Origin of the sequence: Kitasatospora sp. NPDC088351 (genome assembly GCF_040685575.1) — a bacterium.
Lineage (GTDB): Bacteria > Actinomycetota > Actinomycetes > Streptomycetales > Streptomycetaceae > Kitasatospora.
This window is the reverse complement of the sequence record NZ_JBFBIL010000047.1, coordinates 23,230-41,533: the sequence shown is the minus strand read 5'-3', so window position 1 is coordinate 41,533 and position 18,304 is coordinate 23,230. Positions and strand designations below refer to the sequence as shown.

At 72.3% G+C, this 18,304-nt stretch carries 16 protein-coding genes; 1 reads left to right on the top strand and 15 read right to left on the bottom strand.

All coding sequences use genetic code 11. The features are described from left to right. The first annotated feature begins 65 nt into the window (after nt 1-65). Nucleotides 66-338, top strand: a complete 273-nt coding sequence (locus AB0P06_RS27220) for a DUF6343 family protein (protein ID WP_363611738.1) — start codon at nt 66-68, stop codon at nt 336-338. Between the two features lie 90 nt (nt 339-428). On the opposite strand, the gene AB0P06_RS27215 is transcribed toward AB0P06_RS27220, so the two are convergent. From AB0P06_RS27215 to AB0P06_RS27145, 15 genes are all read right to left on the bottom strand, one after another. Beyond that, nucleotides 429-1,835 carry an aspartate aminotransferase family protein gene (locus tag AB0P06_RS27215; protein ID WP_363611736.1) on the bottom strand — a complete coding sequence of 469 codons (1,407 nt, stop codon included), beginning with the start codon at nt 1,833-1,835 and terminating at the stop codon, nt 429-431. Continuing rightward, on the bottom strand, nt 1,825-3,735 hold the full coding sequence (gene dxs / locus AB0P06_RS27210; RefSeq protein WP_363611734.1) for a 1-deoxy-D-xylulose-5-phosphate synthase: 1,911 nt from the start codon (nt 3,733-3,735) through the stop codon (nt 1,825-1,827). The genes AB0P06_RS27215 and dxs overlap by 11 nt, the downstream gene beginning before the upstream one ends. A gap of 102 nt (nt 3,736-3,837) precedes the next feature. Continuing rightward, nucleotides 3,838-4,863: an adenosyl-hopene transferase HpnH gene (hpnH, locus tag AB0P06_RS27205; RefSeq protein ID WP_363611732.1), complete on the bottom strand. Its 1,026-nt coding sequence runs from the start codon at nt 4,861-4,863 to the stop codon at nt 3,838-3,840. 2 nt (nt 4,864-4,865) lie between these two features. Continuing rightward, nucleotides 4,866-5,567 (bottom strand): 1-hydroxy-2-methyl-2-butenyl 4-diphosphate reductase, encoded by a 702-nt coding sequence (locus tag AB0P06_RS27200; RefSeq protein WP_363611730.1) that lies wholly within the window; start codon nt 5,565-5,567, stop codon nt 4,866-4,868. Next, complete coding sequence (gene shc / locus AB0P06_RS27195) at nt 5,564-7,657, bottom strand: squalene--hopene cyclase (protein WP_363611728.1); 2,094 nt, start codon at nt 7,655-7,657, stop codon at nt 5,564-5,566. The genes AB0P06_RS27200 and shc overlap by 4 nt, the downstream gene beginning before the upstream one ends. A 7-nt stretch (nt 7,658-7,664) precedes the next feature. Beyond that, nucleotides 7,665-8,696, bottom strand: coding sequence for a polyprenyl synthetase family protein (locus AB0P06_RS27190; RefSeq protein ID WP_363611791.1), 1,032 nt, complete (start codon nt 8,694-8,696; stop codon nt 7,665-7,667). Nucleotides 8,697-8,881: 185 nt separating this feature from the next. Continuing rightward, on the bottom strand, nt 8,882-10,315 hold the full coding sequence (hpnE, locus tag AB0P06_RS27185) for a hydroxysqualene dehydroxylase HpnE (protein WP_363611726.1): 1,434 nt from the start codon (nt 10,313-10,315) through the stop codon (nt 8,882-8,884). Between the two features lie 127 nt (nt 10,316-10,442). Then, nucleotides 10,443-11,300: a presqualene diphosphate synthase HpnD gene (gene hpnD, locus AB0P06_RS27180; RefSeq protein ID WP_363611789.1), complete on the bottom strand. Its 858-nt coding sequence runs from the start codon at nt 11,298-11,300 to the stop codon at nt 10,443-10,445. A 41-nt stretch (nt 11,301-11,341) separates the two neighbouring features. Beyond that, a complete protein-coding gene (gene hpnC / locus AB0P06_RS27175) occupies nt 11,342-12,262 on the bottom strand; it encodes a squalene synthase HpnC (protein ID WP_363611724.1) in 921 nt (306 codons plus the stop codon). Nucleotides 12,263-12,583: 321 nt separating this feature from the next. Further along, nucleotides 12,584-13,393, bottom strand: a complete 810-nt coding sequence (locus tag AB0P06_RS27170; protein ID WP_363611722.1) for an ABC transporter ATP-binding protein — start codon at nt 13,391-13,393, stop codon at nt 12,584-12,586. Next, nucleotides 13,386-14,327, bottom strand: a complete 942-nt coding sequence (locus tag AB0P06_RS27165; protein ID WP_363611720.1) for an ABC transporter permease — start codon at nt 14,325-14,327, stop codon at nt 13,386-13,388. The genes AB0P06_RS27170 and AB0P06_RS27165 overlap by 8 nt, the downstream gene beginning before the upstream one ends. Before the next feature lie 186 nt (nt 14,328-14,513). Continuing rightward, the gene (locus AB0P06_RS27160) at nt 14,514-15,359 is read right to left on the bottom strand and encodes a glycosyltransferase (protein WP_363611787.1); all 846 of its coding nucleotides are present in this window, start codon (nt 15,357-15,359) and stop codon (nt 14,514-14,516) included. 56 nt (nt 15,360-15,415) lie between these two features. Beyond that, complete coding sequence (locus AB0P06_RS27155) at nt 15,416-16,153, bottom strand: CDP-alcohol phosphatidyltransferase family protein (protein WP_363611784.1); 738 nt, start codon at nt 16,151-16,153, stop codon at nt 15,416-15,418. Between the two features lie 103 nt (nt 16,154-16,256). Continuing rightward, a complete protein-coding gene (locus AB0P06_RS27150) occupies nt 16,257-17,318 on the bottom strand; it encodes an iron-containing alcohol dehydrogenase family protein (protein ID WP_363611718.1) in 1,062 nt (353 codons plus the stop codon). Continuing rightward, the gene (locus AB0P06_RS27145; RefSeq protein ID WP_363611716.1) at nt 17,306-18,061 is read right to left on the bottom strand and encodes a phosphocholine cytidylyltransferase family protein; all 756 of its coding nucleotides are present in this window, start codon (nt 18,059-18,061) and stop codon (nt 17,306-17,308) included. Before AB0P06_RS27145 ends, AB0P06_RS27150 begins: the two co-directional genes overlap by 13 nt. Nucleotides 18,062-18,304 lie beyond the last annotated feature (243 nt).

The following is an 18,304-nucleotide window of genomic DNA, read 5'->3' as shown; positions in this document are numbered from 1 at the left end:
CGGACGTACGCTGGAATCGTAGACCGCCCACACCGGCCGCACCCGGATCCGGGAGGTGAACGGACATGCGCACCACCACCCCGCGCCGGTGGCGCAGCGGCACCGAGCCCGCCACCGCCCGCAGCGACCTCAAGCTGCGTTATCTGCTCTCACTCACCTTCACACCACTGTTCGCCCTCGCCACCGCGGCCTTCGCGATCTGGGCGGCCAACTCCCCCGCGTACGGCGCCCCCAGCCGGGGCACCCTCACCGGTTTCGCGGTGGCCTGCGGGCTGCTCACCCTGTTCGCCGTCGTCGATCTCGTCGTCGTCATCCGGCGCCGCCGGACAGAGCTCTGACGCGGTATCTCCCACGGGGTGGGAAGTCGGCCCGCCGACCTCCCACCCCGTGCCCGTACCCTCCGCCGCCGACCGGGCCGACCGCGGCGCTCAGCGGTTGCCGACCGCCTGCTTCACCAGCGTCCGGCCGAAGTCCCACATCAGGCCGCTGCCCCGGTGCGCGTCGTCCATGACATCGGTGAACGCGTCGATGAACCGGTCCACATCCCGCTCGGTGATGATCAGCGGCGGGATCAGCTTGATCACCTCCAGGTGGTCACCGGAGACCTGGGTGAGAATCCGGTGCCGCTGGAGCAGCGGTACGACCACCATCTGCGCGAACAAGCCCTTGCGGGCGGCCTGGAGAGCCGTCCAGCCGGTGCGCAGCTTGAGCGACTTCGGCCGGCCGAACTCGATACCGATCATCAGGCCCCGGCCCCGGACCTCGGCCAGCAGCTCGTACTTCCCGGTCAGCGCGGTCAGCCGCTCCCGGAACAGATCGCCGACCCGGCGGGCGTTCTCGACCACCTTCTCGTCCCGCATCACCTCCAGGGTCGCCAGGCCGGCCGCCATCGCCTGGGCGTTGGAGCCGAAGCTGGCCGAGTGGACCAGCACCCGGTCCATCGAGGAGTACACCTTCTCGAAGATGCAGCTCTTGCCGAGCGTCGCCCCGACCGGCACATACCCGCCGGAGAGCGCCTTGGCGACGCAGACCAGGTCCGGCAGTACCCCCTCCTCGTGCTGGTAGGCGAAGAACTCACCGGTCCGGCCGATCCCGGTCTGCACCTCGTCGCAGATCAGCAGCGCTTTGTGCTCGTGCAGCAGTTCCTGGGCCGCGCGCAGCCAGCCGGGAGGGGGGGCCTGCACGCCCTTGCCCTGGACCGGCTCGACGATCAGCGCCGCGACATCGCCTTTCCTCAACTCCTTGGCCAGGGTGACGAGATCGCCGAGCGGAACGGCGGTGTCCGGCAGCAGCGGGTCGAAGCCCTTGCGGAATCCGTTCTCACCGTTGACGGAGAGTGACCCGGCGGTCAGCCCGTGGAAGGCGTGGTCGGCGTAGAGCACCCGCTTGCGCCCGGTCGCGTACCGGGCGAACTTGAGCGCCGTCTCGACGGCCTCGGTGCCGCTGTTGCCGAAGAACACCCGGTCCAGCCCGGGCGCGAAGGAGAGCAGCCGCTCGGCCAGCAGCCCGGGCAGCGGCGAGCAGTCGAAGCGGACCAGGTCGGGCAGGTCGAGGTCCATCACCTGCTGAACGGCGGACCGCACCACCGGGTGGTGGCGGCCCAGCGCGAAGATGCCGAAGCCGGCCAGCATGTCGAGGTACTCGTGGCCCTCGGCGTCGTAGAAGTACGGGCCCTCGGCGCGCTCGTAGTACTTGTCGAAGCCGATGGTGCGCAGCATCCGGGGCAGCTGCGGATTGAGGTAGCGGCTGTGCAACTCATAACGCTCGGCCCCGCGTTCGGCGAGCAGGGCGGCGAGGTCGAAGCGTGCTTCGGTGCTGTCGGGGTCAGCCGGCATGGTGCTGGTCCGCTCCTCGGGTCGGTAGCAGGTTCTTGGCGAAGACCGCGGTCTGGGCGGCGACCCCGGTCCCGGTCAGGCCGGTCTCCTCCAGGATGTCGCCGCGGGCGCCGTGTTCGAGGAACTGCTGCGGCAGGCCCAGCACCCGCAGTGGAACGTCCAGGTCGGCGTCGCGCAGCGTCTGCGCGATCGCGGCGCCGACGCCGCCGGTCCGGCCGTTGTCCTCGACGGTGACGACCAGCCGGTGCGCCGCGGCCAGGAGCGGCAGCGCCTCGTCGACCGGCTTGACCCAGCGCGGGTCGACCACGGTCGCGGTGAACCCCTCGGCGAGCAGCAGCCGCGCCGCGTCCAGGCAGGCGGCCGCGGTGGTGCCGACGGCGACCAGCAGGATCTCGGGCTCCGGCCCGGTCCGCAGCAGTACGTCCACGCCGCCGATCCGCTCGAGGGCCGGGACGACGGGCCCGATGGTCGCCTTGGGGAAGCGGACCACGGTCGGCGCGTCCACCACCTCCACCGCCTCCCGCAACTGGGCGCGGAGCTGATCGGCGTCGCGCGGGGCGGCCAGCCGCAGACCGGGGACGACCTGCAGGATCGACATGTCCCACATGCCGTTGTGCGAGGCCCCGTCCGGACCGGTCACCCCGGAGCGGTCGAGTACGAAGGTGACGCCCAGCCGGTGCAGGGCGACGTCCATCAGCACCTGGTCGAACGCCCGGTTGAGGAAGGTCGCGTACACCGCCACCACCGGGTGGAGCCCACCGGTGGCCAGGCCGGCCGCGCTGGTGACGGCGTGCTGCTCGGCGATGCCGACGTCGAAGATCCGCTCGGGGTACGCCTGGGCGAACTTGGCGAGCCCGACCGGCTGGAGCATCGCGGCGGTGATCGCGACCACGTCCGGCCGCTCCGCCCCGAGTGCGAGCATCTCCTCGCCGAACACGGACGTCCAGGAGACCCCGCCGCTGGGCGAGACGGGCAGGCAGGTGTACGGGTCGATCGGGTTGACGGCGTGGAAGCGGTCCGCCTCGTCCTGCTCGGCGGGCCGGTAGCCGCGGCCCTTGACGGTCAGGCAGTGCACGATGACCGGGCCGCCGAACCCGCGCGCCTGGCGCAGCGCCTGCTCGACGGCGCCGAGGTCGTGGCCGTCGATCGGCCCGAGGTACTTGAGCCCGAGGTCCTCGAACATGCCCTGCGGGGCGAAGGCGTCCTTGAACCCCTTCTTGGCGCCGTGCAGCGCGTCGAAGATCGGCTGGCCGACCAGCGGGGTGCGCTGCAGCGCCTCCTTGCCGAGGGCGAGGAAGCGTTCGTACCCCTGGGTGGTGCGCAGCGTGGCGAGGTGGTGGGCGAGGCCGCCGACGGTTCTGGCGTAGGAGCGCTCGTTGTCGTTGACGACGATCACCAGCGGCCGGTCCCGGGCCTCGGCGATGTTGTTGAGCGCCTCCCAGGCGAGGCCGCCGGTGAGGGCGCCGTCGCCGATCACGGCGACGGTCTGCCGGTCGTGCTGGCCGAGGAGCCGGGCGGCCTTGGCGAGGCCGTCGGCGTAGGAGAGGGCGGTGGAGGCGTGCGAGTTCTCGACCAGGTCGTGCTCGGACTCGGCGCGGGAGGGGTAGCCGGAGAGGCCGTCCTTCATCCGCAGCCGGGAGAAGTCCTGGCGGCCGGTGAGCAGCTTGTGGACGTAGCTCTGGTGGCCGGTGTCCCAGACGATCCGGTCGCGCGGGGAGTCGAAGACCCGGTGCAGCGCGATGGTCAGCTCCACCACACCGAGGTTCGGGCCGAGGTGGCCGCCGGTCCTGGTGACGGCGTCGATCAGGAACGCGCGGATCTCGTCGGCGAGCAGCGGGAGGTCGGCGGCCGGGATCTCCCGCAGGTCGGCCGGGGACTTGACGCTGGAGAGCAGTGACATGTGTTCACCTCACGACTCGGAGCGGTGCGGTGGTGCCCCCTGACGGGGCGGTCCGGCCCGGGCGGGTGGCCCGGGCCGGACCGTGAGGTCACAGACGGCCGGTCAGTGGCCGCGGTTGGCGCTGATGGTCTCGGTGATCGCGCGCAGCGACTCCTTGAGCGAGCCCATGGTGGCGAGGACGGCGGTCGGCTCGTAGCCGCAGTGCGCCATGCAGTTGGCGCAGCGCGGGTCCTTGCCGCGGCCGTACTTCTCCCAGTCGGTCTTCTCGACCAGCTCGCGGTAGGTGGGGACGTACCCGTCGGACATCAGGTAGCAGGGGCGCTGCCACCCGAACAGCGAGTAGTTGGGGATGCCCCAGGCGGTGCAGGAGAAGTCGACCTTGCCCTCCAGGAAGTCCAGGAACAGCGGGCTGTGGTTGAGCCGCCAGCGCCGCCGGTTGCCGCCGGCGAAGGTCTTGCGGAACAGCTCCCTGGTCTGTTCGACGCCGAGGAAGTGCTCCTGGTCGGGGGCCTTCTCATAGGCGAACGCCGGGGAGATCATCATCTCCTCGACCTTGAGCTCGTCATTGAGGTAGTCCAGCACCTCGATGATGGTCTGCGGGGTGTCGGTGTTGAAGAAGGTGCTGTTGGTGGTGACCCGGAAGCCCCGCCGCTGGGCCTCCTTGATCGCCTCCACCGCCTCGTCGAAGGTGCCCTCCTTGGCCACCGAGGCGTCGTGCCGCTCGCGCATGCCGTCGATGTGCACGGTGAAGGTGAAGTACGGCGAGGGCTTGAACTTGTCCAGCTTCTTGCGCAGCAGCAGCGCGTTGGTGCAGAGGAAGACGTACTTGCGGCGCTCGACCAGTTGCCGCACGATCTCGTCGATCTGCGGGTGCATCAGCGGCTCGCCGCCCGCGATCGAGACCATCGGGGCACCCGACTCCAGCACCGCGCCGACCGCCTGGGCGACCGGCATCCGCTGCTTCAGCACACCCGCCGGGTGCTGGATCTTGCCGCATCCCTCACAGGCCAGGTTGCAGGCGAACAGCGGTTCCAGTTCGACGATCAGCGGGAATTTGTCCCGCCGCTTGAGCTTCTGCTGCATGAGGTAGGTGCCGACCCGCACGGTTTGGCGCAACGGCATGGCCATGGCTAGCTCGCCTCCTGAGGGAGCGTCGAGGATGTGGGGTGGTGGAGGATTCCGGACGGCGGGCCCGGTAGGCGCCCCCGCGGCGGCCGGTTCTGTTCGTGCCAGTCGACCAGGGCGGGCACGGTCGCGCGCAGGGCCCGCCAGGCGCGCAGTCCGGCCGGGAGAGTGCCCGGACGCAGCAGTTCGTGCTCGGGGGTGTCGACGACCACCCGCAGGACGGCCGCGGGCAGCGTCGGGCGGAGCTCCTGGAGGGCCGCGGTGACCGCGGCGGCCTCCATGTCGACCGCGAGCGCGCCCTGCAGGTGCAGGGCGCGCCGTTCGATGCCGCGCACCACATGGTCCGCGGTGTGGTGCACCCCGGTGTGGACCGTCAGACCGCGTGCCTTCAGGACCCGGGTGAGATCCGGGCCCGAGTCGACCGCGAAGAGGTTCCCTTCGGCATCGCGCACCCCGTTCGCAACGATGACGTCGCCGGGGCTTATTCCCGGCGCGACGGCGGCCCCGAAGCCGGCCACCACGACCGCGCCGTAGCCGCCGGGGGCGGCGCTGAGCAGCCTTCTGACGGCGAGTGAGGCCCGCCGCCGGCCCACCCCGGTGCGGACGAGGACCGGCGGACCGGCGGCCGCGCCGCGCCAGTCCCCGCCCCGCAGGGCCCACACCTCGGGGCCGAGCGCGCAGAGCACCAGCAGCGGGGCTCGGCTCACCGGGCCGCCCCGATCGTCGGGGTGCCGGTGTTCTCCCGGCCGGTGGCCGGGCTGCCGTGGAGGTACCGGCCGAGTGCGGTGACCGGGAAGACCAGCCGGTAGAGGTGGTAGTTGATGGAGAAGTCCCAGGGGAATCCGGTGCCGGTGAACTGCGGTTCGTCCCAGGTCCCCTCGGGCAGCTGGGTGCGGACCAGCCAGTCCACCCCGCGCTCGACCGCCGGGTTGGCCCGGCCGTCCGGGCCCTCGCCGGCCGCGAGCAGCGCCATCAGCGCCCAGGCGGTCTGCGAGGCGGTGGAGTCGCCGCGCCCGGCCCAGCGGGCCGGGTCCTCGTAGGAGCGCATGTCCTCGCCCCAGCCGCCGTCGGTGTTCTGCCGGTCCTCCAGCCAGCGGACGGCGCGGCGGATCGCCGGGTGCTCGTCCGGGACGCCGGCCGCGACCAGGGCGGGCAGGACGGAACCGGTGCCGTAGATGTAGTTGGTGCCCCAGCGGCCGAACCAGGAGCCGTCGGCCTCCTGGTTGCGCAGCAGCCACTCCACACCCCGGCGGGTGCGAGGGTCCCGGCCCTTGCCGACCTCGGCGAGCATCTCCACCACATGGGCGGTGACATCGGCGGACGGCGGGTCGACCACCTCGCCGAAGTCGCAGAACGGCAGCTTGTTCGGCAGGGTGCTGGTGTTGTCGACGTCGAACGCGCCCCAGGCGCCGTTCTTGGACTGCATGCCGAGGTTCCAGTCGACGCCGCGGTCCACCGCTCCGGCCACCTTGGCGGGGCTCGGGTGGGCGACCCGGCGCAGTGCGAGCACCACCTCGGCGGTGTCGTCGATGTCGGGGTAGGTGTCGTTCTCGAACTCGAACGCCCAGCCGCCGGGCGCGAGCGAGGGCCGCTGTACGGACCAGTCGCCGCGCCGGGTGATCTCCTCCGCGAGCATCCAGTCCACTGCGGAGACCAGTGCGGGGTGGTCGGCCGGCACCCCGGCGTCGACCAGCGCGATGGTGGCCAGGCAGGTGTCCCAGACCGGGGACTGGCAGGCCTCCAGCCAGCGCCGGCCGTCCTCGGTGTGCACGGTGAACCGGTCGAAGGCCGACAGGCCGGCCTGCACCACCGGGTGTTCCAGCTCGTAGCCCTCCAGGTGCAGGGCGATCAGGGAGTAGACGGCGGGCGGCTGGATGCCGCCCCAGCAGCCGTCGGCCTCCTGCCGCTCGACGATCCACCGGCAGGCCTGGGAGATGGCGAGCCGGCGCAGCGGGCGCAGCGCCCGGCGGTGGTAGGCGTGCAGCACCTTGTCGAGGCGCTCGAAGACGCCGTCCCAGGTGGTGGCGGGGGCGAGCGGCCGGTCCGGGAAGGGGTGCTCCGGGTCGGTGTGCAGTTCGGTGAGCGGGAAGGGGGCCGGGCGGACCGGGCGGTGGGCCGAGACGATGGTCAGCGGCACGATGGTCTGCCGGGCCCAGCAGCCGAAGGCGTAGATGTTCAGCGGGAGCCACTTGGGCAGGAACATGATCTCGGGCGGCATCTCGGGCAGCCGTGCCCAGGGCCACCAGCCGAAGAGCGCGAGCCAGATCCGGGTGAACACCCGGGCGGCCGCGATGCCGCCGGCGGAGCGCACGTAGCGGGCGGCGGCGAGCATGTGCGGGGCGTTGGGGTCGTCGCCGGCGAGCTTGAGGGCGACATACGCCTCGACGGTGGTGGAGAGTTCGGGCGGTCCGCCGTGGAAGGTGGACCAGGTGCCGTCCTCCCGTTGCTGGGAGCGGATCCACTCGGCGGTGGCCTTGGTCTGCTCAGCCGTTCGGATTCCGAGGAACTGCCGGAGCAGCAGGTCCTCGGCGTCCATGGTGACGTTGGTCTCCAGATCACCCTTCCACCAGCCCTCCGAGCTCTGTAGCGAGAGCAGGTGGGTGGTGGCGCGGGCCAGCGTCTCCTCGGCGGAGGCCGGCCCGGTGTGCTGTTCGTCGGGACGGTCGGCCGGCCGGAGCGGGTCGGTCCCTTCGGGCTGCCACCGCCCGGCGCTCAGGAGCGCCGGGGGGCGGTCGCCCACCGCGACCGGCTCGGAATCGTACTCAGGGTCGAGCCGGCCGTCCGCGGTTGCTGTCAACGTAACGTCACCTCTCTCGTACCACCACGAATTCGGCGAGTGCGACGAAGTGCTCGCGCACCGTGTCGGGCATGGGGACCTCGTCCAGGGCGGCGAGGGCGGTCGTGTGCTGGCGGCGGGCCTCCTCCTGGGTCCAGGCACGGCCGCCGGCCTCCTCGATCAGGCCGGCGCGGGCGGCGAGCTGGGGCTCGCTCTCCTCGCCGCGCCCGGTGGGGTCGGCCAGCTCCTCGGCGAGCCGGCGCGACGCGGCGCCGCCCTCGGCGAGCGCGGCGGCGACCGGCAGCGACTTCTTGCGCTGGCGCAGGTCGCCCCAGTGCGGCTTGCCGGTGACCTCGGTGGCGCCCCAGATGCCGAGCAGGTCGTCCACCGCCTGGAAGGCGAGCCCCAGGTGGTGGCCGTAGCGCTGGAGGGCGTCCGAGACCCGGTCGTCGGCGCCGGCCAGGACGGCGCCGATCGCCGAGGCGGCGGCGAGGAGCGCGGCGGTCTTGCCGCCCTCCATCTCCAGGCATTCGGCGACGGTGACGCTGTCCCGCTGTTCGAAGGCCACGTCCATCGCCTGGCCGTCGATGAGCCCGCGGGTCGCGGTGGTGAGCAGCCGGACGGCGCGGGCGGCGTCGGTGGGGCTCGCTCCACCGGTGACGGCGGCGTCGAGCAGCACCTCCGTACCGAGCGTCGCCAGGGCGTCACCGGCCAGGATCGCCTGGGCCGGACCGAAGACCGTCCAGGCGGTGGCCCGGTGGCGTCTGGTCTCGTCACCGTCCATCAGATCATCATGGAGCAGCGAGAAGTTGTGCACCAGTTCAACGGCGACCCCGCCGGGTACCCCCACCTCCGCCGGGGCGCCGGTCGCCTGCGCGGAGAGCAGGGCCAGAGCGGGGCGGACGGCCTTGCCGCCGTCCCCCGCGGACGGCGTGCCGTCCCGGTCGATCCAGCCGAAGTGGTAGGCCGCGACGGTGTCCATCGGTGCGGCCAGACGGGCGACGGCGGCCCGCAGCGGTGGGGTGCAGAGCGTACGGCTACGGGCGAGCAGCTCGGGCACCGAGACCGGTTCGGCGTGCGCCGTGCCTCCGACGGCAGTGCCGGTGCTTGACTCCACGTGCGTTCCCTCTCCCTGATGGTGCCGGGCCGCGAAGGGCGGCCGGGCGCTTGCGATGTCGATGAGGCCGGTGAGGCCGGCGGTGGGACCGCCGGATCTCGCGGGGTCGCCGGTGGCGGGGCCCGTGGTCACCTGGGCCACCTCCCGTCGCCGCGGTCCACCGGGATCCTGGTGCCGCCGCCGGCGAGCGCCGCGTCGGCCGCGGCGTGGCCGCTGCGCACCGCGCCCTCCATCGTCGCGGGCCAGCCGGTGGCCGTCCACGAACCGGCCAGCAGCAGCCCGGGGACCTTGGTCCGGGCGTGCGGGCGCAGCGCCGCGGTGCCCGGGGCCGGGTCGAAGGTCGCGGTGCGCTCACGGGTGACGAAGAAGTCCAGCACCTCGGCGCCGCCGGCGGCCGGGAGCAGGCGGGCCAGCTCCGGCAGGTAACGGCGGCGCAGCTCGGCGACCGGCAGATCGATCTCGTCCTGGACGGCGGACTGGGAGACCGCCAGGTACTGGGCTCCGGGGTGCGCCCGGCCCGACTCGGTGCCGGCCAGTCCGGAGTGCGCGGTGCGGTCGAACACCCACTGCACCGGCGAGCCGAGCGCCGCGAAGAACGGGCGGCGCAGCACCGTGCGGTCGTAGACCACGTGGACGTTGAGGATCGGCGCGGTGCCGAAGTCGGCCAGCTGCCGCTGCCCGTCGATGGCGTCGGGCGGCAGCAGGGCGGCAGCGGTGTCCTGGGCGCCGGCCAGGACGACGGTGTCGGCGGTGAGCAGCTCGCCACTCTCCAGCCGGACGGCGTGCTGAGGCGTGGCCGGCTTGAGCTCCGCGGCACGGGCGCGCAGCAGCACCCGCACGCCGGCGCGCTCCAGCTCGGCGAGCGCCGCGTCGTGGTGGATCGCGCCCAGCGGGACGGCGGCCGTGCCGATGTCGGAGGCGCCCGGGTCGGAGAGCAGCCCGGTCTTGAACACCATCGCGGCCAGCGCCAGCGACACCTGGTCGGCCCGGGCGTTCAGCGTGGCGACGCCGACCAGGTCCCACAGGGCGGCGAGGGTGCGCTCGTTCTGCCCGTTGCGGCGCAGCCACGCGCCGAAGGAGAGCCCGTCCAGCGCCGGGTCGGCGAGGTCCAGGCCCTTCAGGGCGAGCGCGCCGCGGACCACCCGGGCCCGGTCGGCCGGGCCCAGGTGCGGGTACCGGGCGAGGCTGCCGGCCAGGTGCAGCGGAACGGGCAGCCCGGCCCGCCGCAGTCGGCCCAGGGTTCGCACCGGGGCGCCGTCGGGCCCGGAGACGCCCAGGACGGGGACGTCGAGCCGGTCCTGGAGGTGGACCAGCCGGCTCGCCCCGAGCCGGTCGATCAGGCCCCGGTAGGCGGTGCAGCAGCGCAGGTAGACGTGCTGGCCGTTGTCGACGGTCAGCTCGCCGCGCTGGAACGAGAAGGCCAGCCCGCCCAGCCGGGGGCGGCCCTCGACCAGGGTGACCCGGTGGTCCGCCTCGGCCAGCCGCAGTGCGGCGGTGATCCCTGCCAGGCCGCCGCCGACCACGACGGCGGCCGGGCGCGCGGCATCGGCTCGCCCGGTCATCGGCCCTCCCCCTCGCATTCGCTGGACCGCCCGGTGGCGGTCGTTGTGGCCAGCACAGTCGTGGTCAACACGGCTCTACCCATAAGTGATTCCCCGCTGACACAGCGTGACAGAACTGTGGCGAGAATCAAGAACGCCCCCCGGCGAGCCCGGAAAGCGCCACATACGCCTTCTCCCAGCCCGGCAGCGAGACCCGGCCGCGCAGGACCGACTCCGGGTCGGCGGCGATCCGGCCGAGCAGCCGGTGGTAGATCCCGGCCATCGCGGCGGTACAGGCCCGGCTGCGGCGGTCGAGCATCGGCAGCAGCCGCAGGCCCTCCTCGAACGCGGCCTGGGCGCGGGCGGCCTCGAAGGCCACCAGGCCGGTGAAGTCGGCGCCGATCGGCGGCCTGGGCAGCGCGAAGCCCTGCTCGCAGCCGAACCTGGCCAGGTCCTCGGCGGGCAGGTAGACGCGGCCGTTCAGGGCGTCCTCGCGCAGGTCGCGCAGGATGTTGGTGAGCTGCAGCGCCAGGCCCAGGGTGTCCGCGTAGCGGGCACCGCGCTCCGGGTCGTCGCAGCCGTACACGCCGAGCGAGAGCCGGCCGATCGCGCCCGCGACGCAGCGGCAGTAGACCTTCAGCTCCTCGTAGGTCTGGTACTCGGCGCCCTTGAGGTCCATCTCGACGCCGTCGATCAGTTCGTCGAAGCCGCCGAGCGGGATCGGGAAGCGCCGGGCGGCGTCCGCCAGGGCGACCTTGATCGGATCGGTGTCGTCCTCGGCGACCGCCCCGGCGCGGATCTCGCCCAGCAGCCCGCGGGTGCGCAGCAGGGCCTCGGCCTTGCGGTCGGCGGGCAGGTCTCCGTCGCCGATGTCGTCGACCCGGCGGGCCAGGGCGTACAGGGCCGACATGGCCAGCCGCTTGGGCTCCGGCAGCAGACGGATGCCGTAGCTGAAATTGCGCGCCTGTAGCCCGGTGACTGCCTCGCAGTACCGGTATGCCGCCATGACCTGCGCCGACGCCAGTGGTGATGCCGCCACTCGGGCGTTCACCTTCCCTTCGCGAAGATGGCCGCCGCCTTCGCTGCGAGGCGGCGCTTGTCAGGCTTCGCCTGCTGGGCGAGTACGTCGTACCCGGCGGCCTCGATGGCCGCCAGGGCCGCGTAGCCGCCTGCGGTGAATCCCGCCAGGAGCAGTCGAAGCCTCCCCCGAACCGTACCTACCAATGGCGCGCCGTGGTCGAGCAGGGTGCGTGCCCGGTCCGCCTCGAAGGCGATCAGCTCGCGCACCGCGCCGTTCGCGGCGGGGGCGGCGAGCTCCTCCTCGGTGACGCCGAACCGGGTCAGGTCCTCCTCCGGGAGGTAGATCCGGCCCTGGGCGAGGTCCTCGGCGACGTCCTGGAGGTGCTCCACGATCTGGAGGGCGCTGCAGATCTCGTCGGAGAGCCGGATCCGCTCGGGGGTGGAGACGCCCGCGATGGCCAGCACCAGGCGGCCCACCGGGTCGGCGGAGAGCGTGCAGTAGCCGATCAGGTCCTGGTAGGTGGCGTAGCGGGCGGTGGTCTGGTCCACCCGGTTGGCCTCGATCAGGCGGCGGAACGGCTCCGGGGTCAGGCCGTGCCGGTCGACCAGCGGGACGAGGGCGCGCAGCAGGGGGTGGCGGGGGGCCTCGGCGGTCCCGGGGTGCAGGGCGGCCTCGAAGACCCGGTCGAGGTCCCGCTCCAGCCCGTCGAGCAGGGCGAGCCGGAAGGCGGTCTCGGCCGGGCCGGGCTGGGCCGAAGGGGCGGCGGGGGGCTGTTCGGCCACCCCGAGCAGCCGGGCCGCGCCGGCCGGGTCGGCCAGGTCGCCGTCGCCGGCGTCGTCCACCAGGCGGGCGAAGCCGTAGACGGCCATCAGGTCGTCGCGCCAGGCGGCGGGCAGGAAGAACGGGGCGACCGGGAAGTTCTCCGCGGCCGCCTTGTCCAGCGTCACCCCCGTCGAACGGTCCGCTGGTTCACTACTGGGCTGGGCCGAAGCCGACACTGCTGTCACTCCCCCGTTCTACACCGCTCTGGATCACCGGTCCGACTCGGACACGCGTCCGAGTATGGCGTCACGTCCAGCACACAACCCCCGCGTCTACAGCCTGACACCACCCGCCGCGCGGGAGAAGGGCGCCCCGCCCGGCGCAGGGGCGCTCACCCGGCCGGCCGAGGGCCGCCCGGGGGCGTACCGGAGGCGCGCAGACGGCGGGAGGGCCGGTGCCGGGGGTGGTTCCCGGTACCGGCCCTCCCGTACGGGGCCCGGTGGGCGTTACGGGCGCTCGCCGCGCTCGTAGCGGCCCACGACCTCCTCGGTCGGCCCGTCCATGATCAGCTCGCCGTGCTCGATCCAGATCGTCCGCTCGCAGACCTCGCGGATCGAGCTGTTGTCGTGGCTGACCAGGAAGACCGTACCGGCGGCCTTGCGCAGTTCGGTGATGCGGTTCTTGCTGCGCTGCTGGAACGCCTGGTCGCCGGTGGCCAGCGCCTCGTCGATCAGCAGCACGTCGTGGGTCTTCGCCGCCGCGATGGAGAACCGCAGACGGGCGCCCATGCCGGAGGAGTAGGTGCGCATCGGCAGGGAGATGAAGTCGCCCTTCTCGTTGATGCCCGAGAAGTCGACGATGTCGTCGTAGCGCGCCCGCACCTCGGCCGGCGACATCCCCATCGCCAGGCAGCCGAGCACGACGTTGCGCTCGCCGGTGAGCTCGTTCATCAGGGCCGCGTTGACGCCCAGCAGGGAGGGCTGGCCGTTGGTGTAGATGCCGCCCTTCTCGGTCGGCAGCAGACCGGCGATGGCCGCCAGCATGGTCGACTTGCCGGAGCCGTTGGAGCCGATCAGACCGATCGCCTCGCCCTTGTACGCGGTGAAGCTGATCCCGCGCACCGCGTGCACCTCGCGCACGCCGGAGGCGCGCTTGCGGCTGATGATCCGGCTGATCGCGGAGGTGGCGCTGCCCTTGCCGGAGCCCGCGCCGTGCACCCGGTAGACGATGTGCACGTCGTCGACGACCACGGTGGGCTCGCGGGCCACGTCCGCGTCGTTGATCGAGAGGTTCTTGCTCAGGTCGGTGTCAGCCACGGCCGTACTCCTCCTCGGCCTTCCAGAAGAAGACATATCCGATCAGCAGCATTCCGAGCCCCCAGCCGATGCCGTACTTCCACAGGTGGGCCGGCAGTTCCTGGGCGTTGGCGCCGTAGACGTGCTTGTTGTAGATCTCCGGTGCCAGGGCGTGCCGGATGAGGTCCATGTAGACCGAGGCCGGGTTGATCTGCATCAGCGTCTGCCAGAACGGCGGCCAGCTGTCGATCTTGTCCTGGATGCTGTACATCACGCCGGACAGGTACATCCACGCCCGCATCGCGAACGGGATCAGCTGCGAGATGTCACTCGTCTTGGCCCCGATCCGGGACATGATCAGCGCGACACCGGTGTTGAACATCGACTGCAGGAGCAGCGCCGGCAGGACCAGCACCCAGGTGACACTGGGCTTGACGCCGGTGACCAGCACGACCACGACCAGCACGACCATCGAGATCAGCAGCTGCTGCAGCTGGATCACGGTGAAGGCGATCGGCAGCGAGGCGCGCGGGAAGTGCAGCGCGCGGATCAGGCCCAGGTTGTCCGAGATCGCCCGGGTGCCCGACTGCACCGCGCTCTGGGTGAACTGGAAGACGAACACGCCGATGCAGAGCCACGCGACGTACTTCGGGAATCCGTCCTTGTTGTTCAGGATCACACCGAAGACCAGGTAGAACACCGCGCAGTTCAGCAGCGGCGTCACGACCTGCCAGAGCTGGCCGAGCTTGGCGTCGGTGTACTGGGCCACCAGGCGGGCGGTGGCGAAGGCCCAGATGAAGTGGCGCCGGGCCCAGAGCTGCTTGGTGTAGGCGACCAGACCGGGCCGTCTGCCGCTCACCGCCAAGCCGTACTTGTCCGCAAGCTGCTTGGGGGTCAGGCCCGCGTCCGCCCCCCTCGGGGCTGAGAGGCTGACGGGTTCACTCACTGTCGACACATTCGTCCTTCGCGCGGGATCGGGTCGGGGCGGCCGGTCGGCGGGGGTCCGCCGGCCGTGCGCCGAGGGGGATCCACTGGGATCACGGGGGGAATCCGGCCGGTGTGTGGTCACCGGCCGCAGCGATCGGCCGACCGTACGGCAGTACGACCGCCCGATCGACCGGCGGTACGGTCATCGGACGGATCAGATGACCGGTGGCCGGCCCAGCCTGGTCAGTCGCCAAACGGTACGCCATCGCATGGGCCGCCGCGCACCGCACGGTTCGCGCCAGCCCGCCCGGAACCCGCCCCACCAGGCCTTCAGCGCCTCCGGGGAGGGGCGTCGGGCCAGGGTGAGCAGAAACCAGGTTCCCAGGTAGAGAGGCACCAACAGGGCCGGAAGGTTCCGCCTCGCGAGCCAAACCCGGTTGCGGGCCACATTGTGGAAGTACGAGGCGTGCCGGGCGGGCGACGTGGTCGGGTGGTGCAGCACCACGTCGGCCCGGTAGTCGACGGCCCAGCCGGCGTCCAGCGCGCGCCACGCGAGGTCGGTCTCCTCGTGCGCGTAGAAGAACTCGGCGGGCAGCTGGCCGGCCTGCTCGAACACCGTGCAGCGCACGGCGGCGGCGCCGCCCAGGAAGGTGGTCACCCGGGACGAGCGCAGCGGGTCTCCGACGCGCAGCCGGGGCACGTGCCGGCGCTGGGTGACACCGGTGTCGGGGTCGGCGATCCGGAAGCTGACGATGCCCAGCTCCGGATCGGCGGTGAAGGCCTCGCGCAGCAACCGGGCCGAGTCGGTGCCCGGCAGCCGGCCGTCGTCGTCCAGGAAGAGGACCGCGTCCACGTCCCGGCCGTCGCGGCCGAACAGCTCGATGCCGACGTTGCGGCCGCCCGGGATGCCGAGGTTCTCCGGCAGTTCGACGGCGCGCACGCCCGCCGGGAGCGGCGGCATCGGGGCGCCGTTGACGACCACGGCCAGCTCGACCTCCGGGCCCTCCTGGGCGCGGACCGACTCGATCAGGGCGTTCAGTTCGGCGGGGCGGTTGCCCATGGTAATGATCACCGCGCCGAGCCGGAAGGTGTCCGCGGCCGGGCCGCTCACCGCGGTCACCGCAGCCTGCTGGAGAGGACGATGCTCAGCAGGTGCAGCACGGTCTGCAGCATGGCGATGGCGGCCAGCACGACCACCGCGAGCCTGGTGAAGAACAGCCCGCCGTGGACGGCGTCGGCGACACCCGCCGCGAGGATGAACAGCGAGGCCTCGACGGCGCCCACCAGCCGGTGGAACTTGAGGAAGGAGGCCGCCCGGCGGGCCTTGGCCACCCCGGACGAGCGCGGCACCGAGGCGCTGTCCTCGACCGCCGTCAGACCGCTGCGGGCGCGGGCCACGTCCACCAGGTCGGTCTCGGACTTGATCAGGATGGCGCCGAGCGCGGCGAGCGTGCCGAGGAAGGCCCACTCCCAGTGCGCCGCGCCGCCCGCCCGGTGGAAGAGGTCGCAGCCACGCAGGCCGAGACCGGTGAGCAGGGCGGCCTCGGACATGTAGTGGCCGACCCGGTCCAGGTAGACGCCGGTGAGCGAGGTCTGCCGGCGCCAGCGGGCCACCTCGCCGTCCACGCAGTCCAGCAGCAGGTAGACCTGGATGAGCAGGGCGCCGAAAATCGCGCCGGTGATACCCGGGACGATCAGCGCGGCACCGGCCAGGACGCCGGTGAACATCATCAGGTAGGTCAGGCCGTTGGGCGTGATCGCCGTCTTGGTGGAGAGCACACGGGTGATCCGCAGTGAGATCTTCCGCATGTACAGGCGGCCGGCCCAGTGCTCGGCGCTGCGGCGCTGGAGCATGCCCTCCGGGTGGATCACCGCGCGCAGTTCCTCGATCGAGGGGCGGCGGGTCAGGTCCACCGGGGGCCGGTCGGGGCCGCCGGCGGAGGGTCCGGTCGGGCGGTCAGCTGTTGACGGCTTGGACATAGTCGGCGTACGCGTCCCTGATTGCGGATGGGGAGAGGTCGAGGTGCTCAAGAATGGTGAAGCGGCCCGGACGGGTGTTCGGAGCGTAGTGCACCGCCTCGGTGAACTCCGCCTCGGTGAAGCCGATCTGAGCGGCGGTCACCGGCAGTCCGTGGTACGCCAGGCGCTCCACGATCAGACCGGTCAGCTCGTGCTCGCCCCGCAGGAAGCTGGCGAAGGCGGCCCCGAGGCCGACCTGTTCGCCGTGCTGGGCGGACCGCTTGGGATACAGCACGTCCAGGGCATGCGAGATCTCGTGGCAGGCGCCCGACGAGGGCCGGGTGCTGCCCGCGATGTTCATCGCGATGCCGGACAGTACCAGGGCTTCCGCGAGGGCCGTAAGGAGGTCCCGGTCCTGGAGGTTTCCGGGATGGCGCAGCAGGTTCTCACCGGCCGAGCGGGCCATCGCGACGGCCAGTCCGTCCACCGGTTCGCCGGTCACGGCCTGAGACAGCTCCCAGTCCGCGCAGGCCGAGATGTTGGAGATGACGTCGCCGATCCCGGCCGCCACGAAGCGCGGCGGGGCCTGCCGGATCACGTCGAGGTCGACCACGATCCCGATCGGGCTGGGCACCCCGTACGAACCCCGGCCGGCGTCGTTGTCGAGCGTGGAGACGGGCGAGCAGATGCCGTCGTGGGCGAGGTTGGTGGCGACCGCGACCAGCGGCAGGCCGACCCGGGCGGCGGCGTACTTGGCGGCGTCGATGATCTTGCCACCGCCGAGTCCGACGATCGCGTCGTAGTGCCCGCCGCGGATCTCGTCCGCCAGCCGCACCGCGCTGTCCAGGCTGCCGTCGTCGACGTTGTACCAGTCGGCGCCCGGCAGGGCCGGCTCCAGCCGCGTCCGCAGCACCGCCCCCGAGCCGTTGCTGATCGCCACCGCGATCCGGCCCGAGGCGGAGAGCCGCTGGTCGGCGAGGATGCCGCCGAGTGTGTCCAGCGCGCCCGGACGGATCTCGACGAAGACCGGCGACGGGACCAGCCTCGTCAGTACTGGCACGCGATCTCCCGCGCCTTCGCCAGGTCGTCGTGGTTGTCGACCTCGACCCAGGACACCTCACCGATCGGCTGCACGTCGATCCGCAGACCGCGGTTCACCATCTCCTGGTAGCCGTCCTCGTAGTACAGCTGCGGGTCGCGCTCGTAGGTGGCGCGCAGCGCGTCGGTGAGGTCGGCGGCGGCGGACGGGTTGATCACGGTGAGGCCGATGTACTCGCCGCTGGCCTCGACCGGGTCCATCAGCTTGGTGATGCGGCGCATGCCGGCGGCCGGGTCGACGACGACCTTCATCTCCTCGTCGGCGAGCTTCTTCACCGTGTCGAGGGCGAGCAGGATGCCCGGCGCGGCGCCCGCCTCGGTGAGGCGCTGGTTGCCCTCCAGCATGGTCCGCTGGACGGAGGCCGGGTGGACGGTGTCACCGTTGGCCAGCAGCAGGCCCTCGGCGAAGAGGTCGCGGGCGCACCAGAGGGAGTAGGCGTTGTTCCACTCCTCGGCCTTGTCGTTCTCGACCAGGGTGAGCCGGACGCCGTACTTCTCCTCCAGCGCCGTCTTGCGGTCGTAGACCGCCTCCTTGCGGTAGCCGACGACGATCGCCGCCTCCCGGAGGCCGACCTCGGCGAAGTTGCGGAGAGTGAGGTCCAGGACGGTCCGCTCCCCGGCGACCGGCACCAGCGCCTTGGGCAGCGTGTCGGTGTACGGGCGCAGCCGGCGGCCGGCGCCGGCTGCCAGAACGAGGCCGATCATGCGGGGTCTCCTGATCCGTCGTGCAGTGCGCTGCTGCGCCTGCTGCCGGGCGGCCTGCTGGGCCGGCCGGGTGGGCGGGCGCGCCGGTGCCGCCGCAGATGCGGGCACCGTGTCGTATGTGATGGTAGGCGACCGGGGCGACCGGCCCGAACGCGGCCGGGGGGCTGCGCGGACGGGGAGCTGCCCTGTCCGCGTGCTCGGAAGCGGTCGGGAACGGTCATGATCGACCTCGTTGTGCGTGGG